Origin of the sequence: Streptomyces subrutilus, from assembly GCF_001746425.1 — a bacterium.
Taxonomy (GTDB): domain Bacteria; phylum Actinomycetota; class Actinomycetes; order Streptomycetales; family Streptomycetaceae; genus Streptomyces; species Streptomyces subrutilus_A.
Map to the genome: position 1 here is coordinate 298,301 of NZ_MEHK01000001.1, position 15,378 is coordinate 313,678.

Annotated in this window: 14 protein-coding genes and 1 pseudogene; 5 read left to right on the plus strand and 10 right to left on the minus strand. The window is 69.3% G+C overall.

What is annotated here, in order from left to right:
- Positions 1-234 precede the first annotated feature (234 nt).
- The 3 genes from BGK67_RS02370 (at position 235) to BGK67_RS02380 (ending at position 3,585) form a co-directional block, all read left to right on the plus strand.
- Complete coding sequence (locus BGK67_RS02370) at positions 235-1,524, plus strand: ice-binding family protein (protein WP_069918328.1); 1,290 nt, start codon at positions 235-237, stop codon at positions 1,522-1,524.
- Positions 1,525-1,634: 110 nt separating this feature from the next.
- Positions 1,635-2,375, plus strand: coding sequence for a DUF5819 family protein (locus BGK67_RS02375; protein ID WP_079153952.1), 741 nt, complete (start codon positions 1,635-1,637; stop codon positions 2,373-2,375).
- Positions 2,365-3,585, plus strand: coding sequence for an HTTM domain-containing protein (locus tag BGK67_RS02380; protein ID WP_107488745.1), 1,221 nt, complete (start codon positions 2,365-2,367; stop codon positions 3,583-3,585). Before BGK67_RS02375 ends, BGK67_RS02380 begins: the two co-directional genes overlap by 11 nt.
- A 263-nt stretch (positions 3,586-3,848) precedes the next feature.
- On the opposite strand, the gene BGK67_RS41135 is transcribed toward BGK67_RS02380, so the two are convergent.
- From BGK67_RS41135 to BGK67_RS02420, 10 genes and pseudogenes are all read right to left on the minus strand, one after another.
- A complete protein-coding gene (locus BGK67_RS41135; RefSeq protein ID WP_432215503.1) occupies positions 3,849-4,556 on the minus strand; it encodes a cold-shock protein in 708 nt (235 codons plus the stop codon).
- A 30-nt stretch (positions 4,557-4,586) separates the two neighbouring features.
- A complete protein-coding gene (locus tag BGK67_RS37260) occupies positions 4,587-4,778 on the minus strand; it encodes a hypothetical protein (RefSeq protein WP_069918329.1) in 192 nt (63 codons plus the stop codon).
- Between the two features lie 85 nt (positions 4,779-4,863).
- Positions 4,864-5,595 carry a DUF2625 domain-containing protein gene (locus BGK67_RS02390; protein ID WP_069918330.1) on the minus strand — a complete coding sequence of 244 codons (732 nt, stop codon included), beginning with the start codon at positions 5,593-5,595 and terminating at the stop codon, positions 4,864-4,866.
- Between the two features lie 161 nt (positions 5,596-5,756).
- Entirely contained in the window at positions 5,757-6,137 is a 381-nt protein-coding gene (locus BGK67_RS02395; RefSeq protein ID WP_069918331.1) for a nuclear transport factor 2 family protein, read from the minus strand.
- Positions 6,138-6,455: 318 nt separating this feature from the next.
- A pseudogene (locus BGK67_RS39755) lies at positions 6,456-6,873 on the minus strand (SRPBCC family protein); the annotation flags it as partial.
- A 108-nt stretch (positions 6,874-6,981) separates the two neighbouring features.
- Complete coding sequence (locus BGK67_RS02400) at positions 6,982-7,914, minus strand: carbohydrate ABC transporter permease (protein WP_079153954.1); 933 nt, start codon at positions 7,912-7,914, stop codon at positions 6,982-6,984.
- Positions 7,911-9,242 (minus strand): ABC transporter permease, encoded by a 1,332-nt coding sequence (locus BGK67_RS02405; RefSeq protein WP_069918332.1) that lies wholly within the window; start codon positions 9,240-9,242, stop codon positions 7,911-7,913. Before BGK67_RS02405 ends, BGK67_RS02400 begins: the two co-directional genes overlap by 4 nt.
- Positions 9,243-9,252: 10 nt before the next feature.
- The gene (locus BGK67_RS02410; RefSeq protein ID WP_069918333.1) at positions 9,253-10,584 is read right to left on the minus strand and encodes an ABC transporter substrate-binding protein; all 1,332 of its coding nucleotides are present in this window, start codon (positions 10,582-10,584) and stop codon (positions 9,253-9,255) included.
- Between the two features lie 48 nt (positions 10,585-10,632).
- The gene (locus BGK67_RS02415; protein ID WP_079153955.1) at positions 10,633-12,402 is read right to left on the minus strand and encodes a glycoside hydrolase family 13 protein; all 1,770 of its coding nucleotides are present in this window, start codon (positions 12,400-12,402) and stop codon (positions 10,633-10,635) included.
- A 257-nt stretch (positions 12,403-12,659) separates the two neighbouring features.
- Positions 12,660-13,940 carry an ABC transporter substrate-binding protein gene (locus BGK67_RS02420; protein ID WP_069918334.1) on the minus strand — a complete coding sequence of 427 codons (1,281 nt, stop codon included), beginning with the start codon at positions 13,938-13,940 and terminating at the stop codon, positions 12,660-12,662.
- Positions 13,941-14,108: 168 nt separating this feature from the next.
- Between BGK67_RS02420 and BGK67_RS02425 the strand changes: the two genes are divergently transcribed.
- On the plus strand, positions 14,109-14,615 hold the full coding sequence (locus BGK67_RS02425) for a PadR family transcriptional regulator (protein WP_030723089.1): 507 nt from the start codon (positions 14,109-14,111) through the stop codon (positions 14,613-14,615).
- A complete protein-coding gene (locus tag BGK67_RS02430) occupies positions 14,612-15,376 on the plus strand; it encodes an ABC transporter ATP-binding protein (RefSeq protein ID WP_069918335.1) in 765 nt (254 codons plus the stop codon). The genes BGK67_RS02425 and BGK67_RS02430 overlap by 4 nt, the downstream gene beginning before the upstream one ends.
- Positions 15,377-15,378: the final 2 nt, after the last annotated feature.

The window sequence follows — 15,378 nt, forward strand, 5'->3', positions numbered from 1 at the left end:
GTTAATAAAGCCCTGTCCAATCGGGGGCAATGTCGGATGATCAACAATGTGAGTTTGATTATTTTCATCGCAAATTCGACCTTGGGATGTGTTTGTATTAATCCCCCCTCCGCGCCTTACCCATCGTTGGTGCGTGAAATTTGTTGCGTAATATGCGGCGACGACACACCAGGGCTTCCCGGGCGAACGGTTAGGGCCCGGTACGCCACCGCCCCCACATGAAATGGCCTCTTGATGAAGCTGAGATTCCAAGCGGCTCGGCCCCGCACCCTGTCCGGCTGGCTGGTCTCGGCTGTCGCCGGAACGGTTGCCGCCGTGATGGTCGCCGGATTGCCCACGCAGGCACTGGCCATCGCGACACCCGTGCCTCTGGCCACAGCCGCCAGCTTTTCTGTTCTGGCAGGTCAGGGTGTTACCAACACCGGTCCCTCCGTGATCAGTCACGACCTCGGGACGCACCCGAACCCTGCCATCTCCGGGTTCCCTCCCGGCTTGGTGCTCGGCGCCGTCCACGCTGCGGACGCTGTGGCGCTTCAGGCCAAGTCCGACCTGGTCCAGGCCTACAACAACGCTGCGGGCCAGGCCACGGACTTCGCGCTCGCGGCGGGAATCGGCGCCGGCCAGACGCTGCTTCCGGGCGTTCACACGGCTACCGCCGGTGTCGGACTCACCGGCGACCTGATCCTGGACGCGGGGGGAAACCCCAACGCCGTTTGGGTGTTCCAGATCCCAGAAGCCCTGACGACTGCCTCCAATAGCCGGGTGCTCCTCACAAACGGTGCTTCGGCGTGCAACGTGTACTGGCAGATCGGGAGTTCGGCCACCCTCGGCACCAACTCCACCTTCGTGGGCACCATCATGGCTCTGACCTCGATCAGCGTTACCACGGGGACGAACATCGAAGGTCGAGCGTTGGCCCGTAACGGTGCCGTGACGCTCGACACCAACAGGATCTTCCTCGGCGGGTGCGCCACCGGTGGAACGACGACCGGCACGACCACCGGCACGACCACCGGCACGACTACTGGCACAACCACCGGCACGACGACCGGCACGACTACTGGCACAACGGCTGGAACGCCGACCGCCGGATCGACGACCGGTACGACCGTGGGTCTGATCGGCGGCGGCCTCCTGGGCGGACCGATCGTCGACCTCGTGTCGGGCGGCACCTCGGGGAACATCGCCGGCAACACCTCCGGAAACACCGCGGGCAACACGGCCGGGAACAGCACTGGTGGCAACACGACCGGCGGCAACACGACCGGCGGGACCATCACCGGGGGCAACGTCACAGGCGGGCACGGCGGTCACCCCGGCGGACCGGACCAGGGCGGACCGGGTGGCCCGGACCACGGCGGCCTGGAGCACCACGGGCCGGAGCACGGCGGGCCGGGCAACGGGCACGACGAGGGACCCGGTAAGCCGGACCACGGCCACGGCCACGACGGGAAGCCCGGCGACCACTACGGCTACGGCAACAAGCCCGCGGGCCACAAGGGTCACGAAGGCCACGAGGGCTAGGCAGCAGGCTGCACGAAGCCCGTTCATCGGGTGACGGCGCGCGGCGGGATCCTCATCGAACCCGCCGCGCGCTGTCGGTGAGTCGCAGAGATCTCAGGCGAACAGCAGACATGAGAAAGACCGGGTGGGCGGTGTCGAGCGGAATTGAATCTGCGGGCGTGAGGGAACTTCATCAGTCCGATTCCGGTCCGGTCCCCCCACAGCGTCGTGACGAAGCGGCCATGCCGGGCGAGCAGCCCATGAGAGTTCGCGCAGTGAAAGCAGTGCTGCGCACCACCGTAGCCCTGTGCCTGGTGACGACTCTGGTCCACGTCGTCCTGGTATTCCTTCATGTGGCCCCCTCCAACCCTGTATCGAAGCGCTACAGCTCGCAGGTCAACGGATGGGTGTACCCGCTCTTCGAACAGAACTGGCGGCTCTTCGCCCCGGACCCCGACTCCTTCAACCGAAAAATCCTGGCGAGAACCGCGCACACCGATTCCAAAGGATCGGTGCAGGTGGCCCCCTGGTTCGACCTGGCTGCCGTGGACCATTCCGCAGTCGACCACAATGTATTTCCGAGCCACACGTCCCAGAACCTTCTGCGCCGTGCCTGGACCTCTTATGTCGAGACACACGGAGGAAGCGACACGGCACGCTCGGAACGGGCCGTGATGCTGCAGAAATACCTGCGCAATATCGCCGCAGACCGCGCAGCCGCCCACAGCGACGGCGGCACCTTCGACTTCATTCAGCTCCGGGTCGTCACACTGCCCGTCGCTGCGCCCGGCACAGCGGCCGGGAACCGCCCGCCGGCACCCACCGAGGACCGGCTCCTGCCCTGGTGGAAGGTGACCTCCCATGGGAAGTGAACAGATCCCCCAGCCCCCTTCCACGGCGGCCACGCCGCACCCGCCTGCGGCCCAGGAGGCTTCGGTCGCCGGCCCGGCCCGCCAGTGGTTCCTCGACCGGATCGGCGCTCTGTGGGCGCTTCTCACCGAACGGCCGGTCTCCCTGTACGCCGCGTCGGTTCTGCGCATCGGCTACGGGCTGCTCTATCTGGTCTTCCTGCTGCGCGAGTTCCCGCACCGTGACGAGATCTGGGGCCCCGGCTCCCCCTGGACACCGGCGCTGGCACAACAGCTCTTCGACCAGACGGGCTGGAACAGCATCCTGACCCTGTCCGACAGCCGCGCCTACTTCGAACTCTGCTACGTGCTGGCCCTCGTCACGTCCGCGCTGTTCATGCTGGGCTGGCGGACCCGGGCCATGTCCGTCCTCTTCGCCGTCGTGGTGGCCTCGTTCCATGCCAGGTCGATCTTCATGACGGACGGGGGTGACAACCTGATCCTGCTGATGGCCCTCTACCTCGTCCTCACCGCGTGCGGTCGGCGCTGGTCCCTGGACGCACGCAGGAACCGGCTCAAGGCAGCCCGTGCGGGCGACACGCCGGAGCCGGTAAAGAGCTTCTCCGCACAACAACTCGCCGATGCCCGTGCAACCTTGACCACGGTGGTGCACAACTGCGGCATCCTCGTCATCGCGGCACAGGTCTGCTTTCTCTACGGATCAGCCGGCCTCTACAAGATCCAGGGCACGACCTGGGGCAACGGCACCGCTCTCCACTACGCGCTGCACCTAGAGCTCTTCCAGCCCTGGCCCGCGCTCTCCCACCTCGTGGCCGAGTACCCGATGGTGATCGCGATCGCCAGCTACGTGACGGTGCTCCTGCAGGTCGCCTTCCCGTTCGTGCTCTTCGGCAAGCTCAAATATCCCGTTCTGGCCGTGCTGCTGGGCATGCACGTCGGCATCGCGGTACTCCTGGGACTGCCCCTCTTCTCCGGCGCGATGATCGTTGCGGACGCCGTGTTCCTTCCCGACCGCTTCTACACCTTTCTGCCTCGCCTGTGGCGACGCGCAGGACAGCGCACAGGGATGTGGCGGCCGGCGCCCAACCAGGCGGCGGGCTCCGGATTCGTACCCCCGCAGGGCAGGCCCGGCGTACCCAGCTCCACGCATCGAGCCGTTCCTGCACAGAAGGACACCGCACCCGCCACCGGGCTCGCGTCAGAGCAGAGCTGAGCAGCCGGGCGGACCGCAGCGCAGTCACGGGCCGTGCCGGCCGTAGTACGGCCCATGCATCGGGGGAGGACACCGGGGCACCCGCCAAAGATGCCGTCCAGACCTCTCAGCCAGTCGGAACGCTCAGCACCGCAGGTTGAAGCGCGGGTGAGGTGCCGTTTGGCGGCCCGGGCGGTGTCGAGTTCTGCTTGCCCTTCCCGACGCGTTTGGCCCTGGAGAACCTCTGTGCCTCGTGACACCGCTGACCAGGGACAGAAGAGCCCCTACAGGGTCACCGTGTTCGATCGGTGCAAGGGCTGGGTCTCCCTTCCAGGCGGACGGTGGATGTTGTCGGCCCGTAGTCCCGCACTGTCCAGGGTGACGTCGAAGAAGACTTCTTCACCCGGGCGCAGGTAGCACTCCTTCCCATGAACTGCCGAGGCTTCCGCCTGAACATTTGGTCCAGCGCCCTCCTGGCTGATGAGACCGATGGCCCGGTCAGGGTCGAACCACTGCACGACACCGCAGGGAGACATGCTTCCCCCTTCCCTCTCTGATCGGATCCGGAAGTCCACACTGTCCGCCCGATCTCCACTGCTGGGGAGGGCTTGAGCAAGGGCGTGAAGCAGCGGCCCCCAGCGCGACTCCAGCCGGCAGGCGCCTATGCGAACAACGCGCCGTAACGGCGCTTTCTCGCCGGCTGGGCCGGGGAGAGCCTGCGGGGTACTGGCACGATCCTGTCGGTGAAATCGGCGAACGTTACCGCTCGTGACGCCAGCTGGGGCACTCAGGCGGTGATCGCAGTGACGCCTCGTAGACGAGCACCGAGGAAGCTTCACTGCACCAGACCACGCTCCGGTCCCCTGCTGCAGAGGCCCCAGAAGGGGATGCAACACGGCGGGTGCAACGCGTTCGCGCAACAGCGCGTTGCACCGTTGCGCCAGGTCAAGACCGCAACACAGGGTTGCATTCGACCGCGTTGCACGGCCCATGTCGCCGGGCACCGCGTGCAGGCGGCGGAACTACCTCCTGTCCTCCACGCCCCAGCCACCGGGGAAGTCGGCCAGGGCGCGGCGCTGCTCTCCCTCGCGGGCAAGCTGCCGGGCAAGGATGTCGCGGGCGACTGCGGCGAGGACCAGGGGGCGTTGAAGCTCGTCGGGCGCCTGGGCTTCCGCTTCCCACTGGACGGGGGTGTGCGGGGTCGAACCATGCACCCTCCAGGCCCCATCGCGCCCGCGGAACCTCGGCCCAGTCGCCCGGCTCCGGACCTTCGCTGACACACCAGGAAAGCCAAGCCAGTCACACGTCGCCCAGGAACCCAGGATCGGACGGCCCCATCTGCCGGGCGAAGTCCGCTGCGACTCCGAGCACCTCGCGCATCGGCACAGGCCGCCGACCCGTGGCCGTGAGGTCGGCGTGAGCTTCCTCGGACCACAGGAACGGATACACGGAAAGACCCTGACCGACAGCCAGGGAAACGGTCTCCTCACGCCAGCCGGGCCAGCGCATTCCGTCATAGAACGTCTCCAGTCTGCCCGAGAACAGCCAGGAGACCCACCCGGAGTGGCTCATCTCCATCGCCTCCCACTCCAGAGCGTCGGGAGCGAAATACGTCATCTGGCCAGGTGCCCCGGGGCGGCCCGCGGCCGCGGGATCGCCACCGTTCAACGCGAAGACCCCTCCGAGAATGTCGTGGCCGACGACAAGACCTGTCGCGGGGTGCCAGCCAGGGTCGAAGTTCGTGGGGAAGCGGTTGACCTGCGCCAGACTCGGGAGTCGCCCATCCGCGACCGAACCCGAACCCCCGCCGAACGCTCGCACCCACCCGTTGTCCACGAGCAATCCGCCGGTGTGCAACGCCAGCGCACCCAGCACCGATCGCGCGCTGACCTGCATCTGCAGAAGGCAGCGGCGACCCTCGTTGATGTCTCCGGGCATTACTTGAAGCGGCACGGAGCTCGCTCTGAGAAGCCCCTGAAGCTCCGGCCACGCTGGATCGTCCACATGGACCAGCTCATCGATCCCTCGCATCCGACGATGATCGCACCTTCTGGTATCGCCTCATCGTGTGGGCTGGACCGCTCTCACTCGGAGGCCGCCGACTGCACGAAGCGCATCCGGGCGAGACCGAGCGGCTTCAACCGGAGCGCATCCGTCGCGCACGCAGTGCAGTGCGGCCTACTGGGCGAGGGTCAGAACATGGTGTTGTCGTTCTTGGAGGTGGGTGGGATCACCTGGAGGACGTCCCAGTGTTCGACGATCTTGCCGGCTGCGTCGAAGCGGAAGATGTCGATCCCGGCGTATTCCTCGTCGGGCCAGGTTTGGTGGCAGTGCAGGATGACGTGGTCGCCGTCGGCGAAGGCGCGCTTGACCTCCACCCGCTTGCCCGGGTACTCGGCGGCCATGCGATCGAAGTAGTCGATGAACGGCTGCTTGCCGTCGCCGACGTGTGGATTGTGCTGGATGTAGGTGTCGCCTGCGTACTGGTCGATGGCTTCGGCGGGGCGGCACTGGTTGAACATCAGATCGTAGAAGGCCTGAGCCGTGGCCTTGTTCTTCTCCGGGTCGCTCATGGTGCCACCGTAGGTCGGGGGGCCGGGTGCGGCACGGTGAGTGCGTCCAGCAGGTGGTCGGCTCCGACCGGGAGCTCATCCGGGTATCCGAAACGACGAGCTCGTCCTCGGTATGGTGCGCGCACCATGTGCCAGGACGCGCCTGCGGTGCACACACCGACCGCATCGCGATGTGCACACCGGACCGACAAGACAATTCGCACACCCGGCCGACTCCTCGCCCGTGGTGTGGTCCGGGCTGCTGGGGGCGACGCCCTCGCGTTACGGTGCGGGGTTTTCGTCCTGGTTGGCATACCGCGGCCTGAGTGCTCGGCCCATGCGGCGGTCGTCGGTCCACGTCTCGGTCACGCGGGTGCCCTCCGGGACCGGCTCGAAGCGGTACTCCCAGGTGGCGACGGGCCTGGTATCCGCGGGACCCGGACTCCGATGGCGTGCACCCGGAACCGGAACACCGGTCCTTCTCGACCGCCGCCACCGTGCACCGAGTGGTCCAGCGGAAGGCCCCGCGCTTGTTCCGTCCGTCCAAGACCATCCCGACTCGGTTCCAGCCGGCACCGCCGTGGACGGTGGCGCCGAGGTTCTGCGGGCTCCAGTCCCCCATCCGCGCGGGGTCCAGTACGACGAGGGGAAGCCGTCGGGCTGGGTCACGCAGGCGCACAGGCGGGAGAGCGGCCAGGTCTTCGGCGCGAGCGGGGGTACGCGGGACCGGCGAGGAGGCCGCCGCGCCGCCCCCCATCGGCGCCACGCTCACACCGCGGGCCCTGCCGCCGTGTCCCACGAGGGGACGCCGGCGGCAGGGCCCGCGGTGTGAGCGTGGCGCGCCCGGTCCGGGGCCCGGGGGCGGCTATTTCACCGAGCCCGCCATCACGCCCTGGACGAAGTGCCGTTGGAAGGCGAAGAAGACGATCAGCGGGACCACCAGGGACAGGAACGCCCCCGGTGCGAGGACGCCGATGTTGCTTCCGAACTGCCTCATCTGGGACTGCAGCGCCACCGTGAGGGGCTGGGACCCGCTGTCCGCGAAGAGCAGCGCCACGAGCATGTCGTTCCACACCCAGAGGAACTGGAAGATGGCCAGGCTCGCGAGGGCGGGACGGCCGAGCGGCAGGATGAGCCGGGAGAAGATCCGCCACTCGCTGCCACCGTCCATGCGGGCGGCCTCCAGCATTTCGCGCGGTATCTCGGCGAAGTAGTTGCGCAGCAGGAAGATGGCGAACGGCAGGCCGTATGCGACGTGGAAGAGGACGACGCCCGCGATCGTGCCGAACAGTCCGACCGCACCGAAGAGTTTGGCCACGGGCAGCAGCCCGATCTGCACGGGTACGACCAGCAGTCCGACGACCACCAGGAAGAGGCCGTCCCGGCCGGGGAACTCCAGCCATGCGAAGGCGTATCCGGCGAGCGCCGCGATGGCGACCACCAGGACGGTGGTCGGCACGGAGATCAGGATGGTGTTCCCGAAGGCCGCCGCGATGCCGGAGTCCTTCAGCAGGGCGCTGTAGTTGTCCAGGGACAGCTGGGACGGGTCGGTGAGCGCGGTCCACCAGCCCTCGGAGGCGTTGTCCTGTTCGGAGCGCATCGAGGACAGGAACAGGCCCGCCAGTGGGGTGATCCAGACAAGGGCGACCAGGATCAGCACGCCCTGGACGATTGAGTTGCCCAGCAGGCGCGAGAGCCGGCTCCTGCGGCGGGGTCCGGGCGCGGACGGGGCGGGGACGGGCGGCGCGGCTGCCGCCCGTCGGGCCGGCGGGCGTTCGATGGTGCTGTGGCGGCTCATGCTCCGCTCCTTCGGAAACGCCGGATGTTGAAGATCATCGCCGGTACGACCAGCAGGAGCAGGACCACGCTGAGCGCGCTGCCGAGCCCCTGGTCGTTGCCTCCGCCGAAGGAGACCAGCCACATGCGGGTGGCCAGTACGTTCGCCTCTTCCTGGACCGGTCCGGGCGCGATGATGTAGACGAGGTCGAAGACCTTCATCACATTGATCACCAGGGTCACGAAGACGACGGTGAGCACCGGTGCGAGCAGCGGGATGGTGATCTTGCGGAAGATCTGGCCCTCTGTGGCACCGTCCATCCGCGCGGCCTCCAGCGCGTCACGCGGGATGGCGGAGAGGCCGGCGCCGATCAGGACCATCGCGAAGCCGGTCCACACCCACAGGTAGGCGGCGATGATGGCCGGCGTCACCAGCGCGGGACTGAGCCAGTTCACGCCCTGGTAGGGGGCGGCGAAGTTGGCCGTGGGGAGTCTGACGGTGTACTCGCCGTCGGCCAGGCCGGTGAGGCGGAACGACCCGTCGTCGGCCGTGGTGGCGGTCGCGGCCACCCGGCCGTCCTGTACGGCCTCGACCGTGATGCCGGGCAGCCCCTTCTCTCCGGGGTCGACCGTGCCCGGCGTACCGGCTCCGCCGGGGGCGAAGTCCAGGTAGACGGCGCCCGCGATGGAGTCGGCCCCGGCCACGGCGTCGGCTGCGGCCTTCGCTCCGGCGGGCATCGCGTCGGGTGCCACCCCGACGAATCCGAGGCTGATGGAGCGGCCGGGGCGCAGGGTCTCCTCGGTGCTGTACGGGCCGCCCGCCCCGCCGGTCAGACCGTGGCCCTCCCGGGCACGGGCCGTCGGGTAGGCGGCACGGTCGGCGAAGGTGTCGTGGACGCCGACCACGGCGGCGTTGAGCACGCCCCGGTCCGGGTCCTGTTCGTAGGCGAGCCGGAAGATGATGCCCGCCGCGAGGAACGACACGGCCATCGGCAGGAAGAGCACGAGCTTGAACGCGGTGGCCCAGCGCACCTTCTCGGTGAGTACGGCGAGCATCAGCCCGAGCCCGGTCAGCAGGAGCGGGGCGACCACGACCCAGACGGTGCTGTTGCGGATGGCCTTGAGGGTGGCCGGGTCGTGGAGGATCGCCGCGTAGTTCCCGGCTCCGACGAAGCGTTCACCGCCGGCGTCGAAGAAGCTGCGGCCTACGGAGAAGAGGACCGGATAGACGACCAGGGCGCCGAGCAGCAGCAGGGCCGGCAGGACGAACACGACGGCGAGGCGGCGCTTCTTTCTCTGCGCCAGGCGCCGCGGATTCGTCGCGGCGCGGGCGGTCAGGGCGTCAGCCATGGGGAGCGCCTCAGTTCCCGTAGGCCTTGGCGGCTTCGGCCTCGAGCTTCGCGGCCGTGCCCTGCGGGTCCGACGGGTCGCGCAGGAAGTCCTGGAGGAGCTTCCACTCGCCCGCGCCCTTGGTACCGCCGAACGCGGCCGGGGCCTGGTCCGACATGTCGAAGCGGATCGAGTTGCCCGCCTCTACGAGCGAGGTGGCGGTGCTGCGGGTGGTGTCGTCGCCGTACGAGGCGAAGTCGACCGCGTTGTTCGGGGACAGGAAGCCGCCCGCGCCGGCCCAGACCTCGGCAGCCTCGGCTCCGGACAGGAACTCGACCAGCTTCATGCCGGCCTTGCCGTTCTTCGCGTCCTTGAGGACGACGGCCGCGTCACCGCCGCTGACGACCGGCGCCTTGCCGCCGTCGACGGAGGGGAACGGGAAGAACTTGGCGTCCTGCCCGAGCTTCCTGCCGAACTGGCCCTTGGCGACGCCGCCGACGAAGTCGCCCTCGTAGACCATGCCCGCCTTGGGCTCGGGGCCGAAGACCTGCGCGACCGACGAGGGGAAGTCGGTGCTCAGCGCCGTCTCGGCGCCGCCGGCGACGAGCTGCTTGTCCTTGAACAGGTCCCCGAGGGTGGTCAGCGCCCGGACGACGCTTTCGTCGGTCCACTTGAGCTTGTGCTGGGCGAGCTGGTCGTACTTCTCCGGCCCTGCCTGGGAGAGGTAGATGTTCTCGAACCAGTCGGTGAGGGTCCAGCCGTCCTCTCCGGCTATCGCGAAGGCCGGGCGGCCGGAGTCGGCGAGGGTGCGGCCCGCCTTCAGCATGTCGGAGTAGCTCTTCGGCTCGCTGACGCCGGCCTGGGTGAAGGCTTCGGGGGCGTACCAGACGGTGGACTTGTGGGCGGCCTTGAAATAGAGGCCGTAGTACGTGCCGTCGACCGTGCCGTAGTTCTTCCACACCGGAGCGAGGGTGGAGTCCGCCGTCTTGGCGGTCTGGTCGGAGAGGGGGAGGAGCCAGCCCTCCTTCACGAACTGCTGGAGCACGCCCACCTGGGGGACCATCACCACGTCGGGGGCGTTGCCGCCTTCGATCTTGCTTCCCACGAAGGTGGAGACGTTGTCGCCGGAGGGGACGAAGACCGTCTTGGCTCCGGTCTTCTCGGTGAAGGCGTCCAGGACCTTCTTGAAGTTCTCCTGCTCGCTGCCGGTCCAGACGCCCGCCACGGTCACGGTCTGGCCGCCGAGTTCGCCGCCGCTCGCGGGTCCGGGGGCGCCGCCGCACGCGGTGGCACCGAGGGCGAGGGCGAGGGCCGCCGTCGCGGTGGCCGTGGTCCGTCGGGTCGTGTTGCTGAGTCGTCGCATCGTGAGGTCCTTTCGAGGAAGTCCGGGGCTACGGGGTGGGTAGCGGCTTCACGGGGAGGGGTTTTCGCGCGGGGTCGGGAACGTCAGGGGGGCAGGGCTGGAGGAGCGCGGGCCGGCATCGGGTTCGCCGGGGCCCAGGGGGCCGGGGCATTCGGCCGTCCACCAGGCGGCGGTCGCTGCGGGGAGCACACCGTCGGGACAGGGTCCGCTGGCGAGCAGCGGAGCCCCGGGGACCGGGGCGGGCACCGGCTCCGTGCCGAAGTTGACCGCGCAGACCAGGCCGTCGCCGCGGGCGATCGCCAGCACGTGGGCGGGGGCGTCCAGCCAGCGCAGGGTGCCGTCGCCGAGCTGTGGCAGGGTGCGCCGCAGCTGGAGACCGTCGCGGTAGAGGTGCCAGAAGGAACGGGTGTCGGCCAGGGCACGGTCGGTTGCGTGTTCGGCGAACCACTCGGGCTGCGGCAGCCACGGCTTTGCGGCGACCGCCTCCCGGCTGAAGCCGAACGGGGAGGCGTGCCCGGACCAGGGCAGTGGCACGCGGCAGCCGTCCCGCACGTGCTTGCGGCTGCCGGTGCGGCGGAAGATCGGGTCGGTGAGGACCTCGTCGGGCAGGTCCAGGACCTCCGGGAGGCCGAGCTCCTCGCCCTGGTAGACGTAGGCGGCGCCGGGCAGGGCGAGCATCAGGAGGGCGGCAGCGCGGGCGCGGGCGGCTCCCAGGCCGCTGCCTTCCACCCCGGGCTCGCCCGCGTAGCGGGTGACCGTGCGGACCTGGTCGTGGTTGTTGAGGACCCAGGTGACGGTGGAGCCGGTGCCGGCGATGTCGCGCATCGCCTCGGTGATGGTGGCGCGGAAGGCGCCGGCGTCCCAGGGGGCGCTGAGCAGGTCGAAGAAGAACGCCTGGTGGAGTTCGTCGGGTCGGACGTACTCGGCGTGTTCGCGTGCGGTGGGCACGGACACCTCGCCGACCAGCAGCCGCTCGTGGCCGTCCCGGGCGGTGTACTCCTGGCAGACCGCGCGCCAGCGGCGCCACACGTCGTGGACCTCGGGCTGGTTCCAGGCCAGCTGGTTGACGGCGTCGCGGGCCCGTTCGTCGGCTCCGGGGTCGTCGGAGTCGGGCAGCTCGGGGTGCTTGAACAGTCCGGCGGCGACGTCGATGCGGAAACCGTCGACACCGCGGTCCAGCCAGAAGCGCAGCACCCGCTCGAAGTCGTCGCCCACGAGGGGGTTGCGCCAGTTCAGGTCGGGCTGCTCGGGCGTGAAGAGGTGCAGGTACCACTCTCCGGGGGCGCCGTCGGGCTCGGTGGTCCGGCTCCAGGCGGAGCCGCCGAACATGGCGCGCCAGTTGTTGGGCGGCTCGGCCCCGTCCGGGCCGCGTCCGGGGGCGAAGTGGAAGCGGGAGCGCGCCGCGCTGCCCGGCCCCGCGGCGAGCGCGTCGCGGAACCACGGGTGCTCGCTGGAGCAATGGTTAGGGACGATGTCGAGCAGCAGCTTGAGCCCGAGCCGGCGGGCGTCGGACACCAGCCGGTCGAACTCCGCGAGGTCGCCGTACACGGGGTCGACGCCGCAGTAGTCGGCGACGTCGTAGCCGTGGTCGTGCTGGGGCGAAGGGTAGAAGGGGCTGAGCCAAATGCCGTCGACACCGAGCTTGCGCAGGTAGGGAAGCCCGGCCCGTACGCCGGCCAGGTCACCGACACCGTCCCCGGTGCTGTCGAGGAAGCTGCGGACGTAGACCTGATAGATCACCGCGTCGCGCCACCAGGGGTCGGAGGGGGCGGCACTGCGGGAGGGGTGGCCGATGCCGGCCGGAAGGGTGCTGAGCATCTCGCGTCGACCTGTTTCTGCTGAATGCGAGAGCGCCCCAGATCGGTGCGCTGTTATGCATGCATGTTAAGTAGCGGCGACGGGAAGGTGTCAACGATGTGTCCAGAAACAGTGGAAAGCTGGGGTGGTTTGTCCACGAATACCCGATGCACGCACGAAGGGTCTTTACTTAACGTGTAAGTAAAGACCCTGGGGGGAGGGAGAAGAAGACGGGGCGGCGGGATCGAACCTGGCGGGAGATCGGGCCTTGCGGCGGATCAGCCCCTGCGGGAAATCGTCCCGAGCTCGCGCGCGAGCCGCGCCGCCGCCTGCTCGGGCGTCTGGCGCAGAGCCATCACGTCCTGCGCCACGGCCTGTACGGCCAGGCTCACCTGGTCGTAGCGCGGACTCTTCGGGCGTGGCACCGCCGACAGCACGCTCTGCCGGAGCGTCGGCAGGTACGGATACGCGCGGATCAGCTCGGGGTCCTCGTACAGCGCGGCGCGCACCGGCGGCAGCGAGCCCTCGGTGAGCACCCGCCGCTGGACCCGCTCACTGGTGAGGTAGGAGATCAGATCGGCTGCCGACGCCGGATGCCGCGCCCGGCTGCTCACGGCGAGGTTGGAGCCGCCCAGCACGCTGGCGCCGGGCCCGGCGGGGCCGGGCAGCGGCACGGCGCCGAACCGGCCCGCGACGTTGGCCCCCTCGGCGCTCGCGTCGGCGTACACGTAGGGCCAGTTCCGCAGGAAGAGCAGCCGGCCGTCCTGGAATGCCTGCCGGGACTCCTCCTCCTTGTACCCGAGGGCCTCGCGGGGGATCCAGCCGTCCCGCACCCCGTCCGCGAGGAAGCGCAGTCCGGCGCGCGCCGCGTCGGAGTCCACGGTCACCCGGGCACCGTCGTCGCGCAAGATCGAGCCGCCCGCCGAGTGCACGGCCTCGGTGGCGTTGACGGTGAGTCCCTCGTACGGCAGGAACTGGCCCGCATAGCCGTCCAGTCCGTACTTCGGCGCGAGGGTGCGCGCCTGGCGGGCCAGCTCGGCCCAGGTGCGCGGCGGCTGCTCGCCCTCCCGGTCCAGGATGTCCTTGCGGTAGTAGAGCAGTCCGGCGTTCGTGACGTACGGAACCGCGTACAGCCGCCCGTCGAAGGTCGCGGTGTCGACGACCGGCCGCAGGAAGGCGTCCAGGGGGAAGCGGTCCCGCTCCAGCGGGGAGATCCATCCGGCCGCCGCGAACTCGGACGTCCAGGCGACGTCGATGTTCAGCACGTCGAACCGGTCGCGCCCCGATCGCAGTTCGCTGATCATCTGGGCCCGGGTCTCGTCGGCCGAGTCGGGCAGTTCAACGAGGGTGACGCGCTCGTCGGGGTGGTCGCGGTTCCAGTCGTCGAGCAGCGGCGAGAGGTAGTCGGTCAGGTCGCCCGCCGTCACGAGCGTCAGGGGGCCGCGCCGCTCGGAGGCCGCACCCCCGCCCGCGTCGGCGCGGACGCCGAAACCGGCGTAGCCCGCGAGCACCACCGCCGCGACCAGGAGAGCTCTACCCGCGGCATGCATCCACCGCATAGATTCCTCCCAGTGCGCGATCCGGCTGCACCGCCGACCATCGTGGCCCATGTATACCCGTTAGGCATGGGCGATACTAGACGCCCAGGCAGACAGGACGGACTCGGACGCCGATCGGCCCGGGGCCGGGTGAACAGTTGACTACGGAGCGGGAAGGAGGGGGGCGCGTTGCGGCTGGCGCTCCTTGCGCTCCTCACCCGTAGCCCTGCGCACGGTTACGAGCTGAAGCAAGACCTTGAGAAGCTCCTGGGCGCCGCGTACCCTCAGCCCAACGTCGGCCAGATCTACGTCACCCTCGGCAGGCTGGAGAAGAGCGGCCTGATCGAAGGCGAGGACGTCGAGCAGTCGGGCCGGCCCAACAAGCGCACGTACAAGCTGACGGACGCCGGGCGCGAAGCCGTCCTGGCCTGGTTCGAGGACACCGCGGAGGAGCCCCGGGTACGGGACGAGTTCTTCATGAAGCTCGCGCTCGCCCCCCGGTCGGGTCTGGCCGACCCCGTCGCGCTGATCAACAAGCAGCGGCGCCAGTACCTCAACACCATGCGGGACCTGTCGAAGCTGGCCGCGGCCGAGGACCGCGACAACAAGATCTCCCAACTGCTGATCGAGGGCGCCATGCTGCACCTGCAGGCCGACCTCGACTGGCTGGAACGCTGTCAGGAGGAGCTGGAATGAGCGACGACGCCACCGCTCCTGCGGTGCCCATCGTGCGTGCCGAGGGCCTGACCAAGACGCACTACGGCGAGGGCGCTCCGGTGCCCGCCGTGCGCGGGGTGGATTTGTCCGTCCAGCCGGGCGAGTTCGTCGCGGTCACCGGACCGTCGGGAGCCGGCAAGTCCACGCTGCTGCATCTGATCGGCGGCCTCCAGCGGCCCGACAGCGGGAAGCTGTGGCTCGGCGGGGAACGGGTCGACGCCTACCGCGAGGCCCGCTGGGCGGTCCTCAGGCGCCGCAGCATCGGCGTCGTCTTCCAGTTCTTCAACCTGGTCTCCAACCTCACCGTCGCCGACAACGTCGAACTGCCCGCCCTGCTCGCCGGCGCATCCCCGAAGGCCGCCCGCGACTCCCGCGCCGAGCTGCTCGCGGAACTGGGGCTGGAAGGCCGCGAACGGTCGATGCCCGGCGAGCTGTCGGGCGGCGAGCAGCAGCGGGTCGCGCTCGCCCGCGCGCTGGTCAACCACCCCGCGCTGCTGCTGGCCGACGAACCGGCCGGCAGCCTCGACAGCAAGGGCACCCGCGAGGTGCTGCGGCTGCTCTCCCGGTTCCACCAGCGCGGCCAGACGATCATGATGGTCACCCATGACGCCCGGATGGCCAGTGCCGCCGACCGCGTCATCAGCTTCTTCGACGGACGCATAGCCGACGACGCGCAGCTCGGCGGCGGGCGTCGCGGGCCGGGCGGCGGCGTCTCCGGCGTACTCGAACTCAAGGAGTGACC

Bases quoted from the DNA above. Each gene is read 5' to 3' on its own strand.
- BGK67_RS02370 (WP_069918328.1), top strand. From the start codon at position 235: ATGAAGCTGAGATTCCAAGCGGCTCGGCCCCGCACCCTGTCCGGCTGG.
- BGK67_RS02375 (WP_079153952.1), top strand. From the start codon at position 1,635: ATGAGAAAGACCGGGTGGGCGGTGTCGAGCGGAATTGAATCTGCGGGC.
- BGK67_RS02380 (WP_107488745.1), top strand. From the start codon at position 2,365: ATGGGAAGTGAACAGATCCCCCAGCCCCCTTCCACGGCGGCCACGCCG.
- BGK67_RS41135 (WP_432215503.1), bottom strand. From the start codon at position 4,556: ATGGGCCGTGCAACGCGGTCGAATGCAACCCTGTGTTGCGGTCTTGAC.
- BGK67_RS02390 (WP_069918330.1), bottom strand. From the start codon at position 5,595: ATGCGAGGGATCGATGAGCTGGTCCATGTGGACGATCCAGCGTGGCCG.
- BGK67_RS02395 (WP_069918331.1), bottom strand. From the start codon at position 6,137: ATGAGCGACCCGGAGAAGAACAAGGCCACGGCTCAGGCCTTCTACGAT.
- BGK67_RS02400 (WP_079153954.1), bottom strand. From the start codon at position 7,914: ATGAGCCGCCACAGCACCATCGAACGCCCGCCGGCCCGACGGGCGGCA.
- BGK67_RS02405 (WP_069918332.1), bottom strand. From the start codon at position 9,242: ATGGCTGACGCCCTGACCGCCCGCGCCGCGACGAATCCGCGGCGCCTG.
- BGK67_RS02410 (WP_069918333.1), bottom strand. From the start codon at position 10,584: ATGCGACGACTCAGCAACACGACCCGACGGACCACGGCCACCGCGACG.
- BGK67_RS02415 (WP_079153955.1), bottom strand. From the start codon at position 12,402: ATGCTCAGCACCCTTCCGGCCGGCATCGGCCACCCCTCCCGCAGTGCC.
- BGK67_RS02420 (WP_069918334.1), bottom strand. From the start codon at position 13,940: ATGCGGTGGATGCATGCCGCGGGTAGAGCTCTCCTGGTCGCGGCGGTG.
- BGK67_RS02430 (WP_069918335.1), top strand. From the start codon at position 14,612: ATGAGCGACGACGCCACCGCTCCTGCGGTGCCCATCGTGCGTGCCGAG.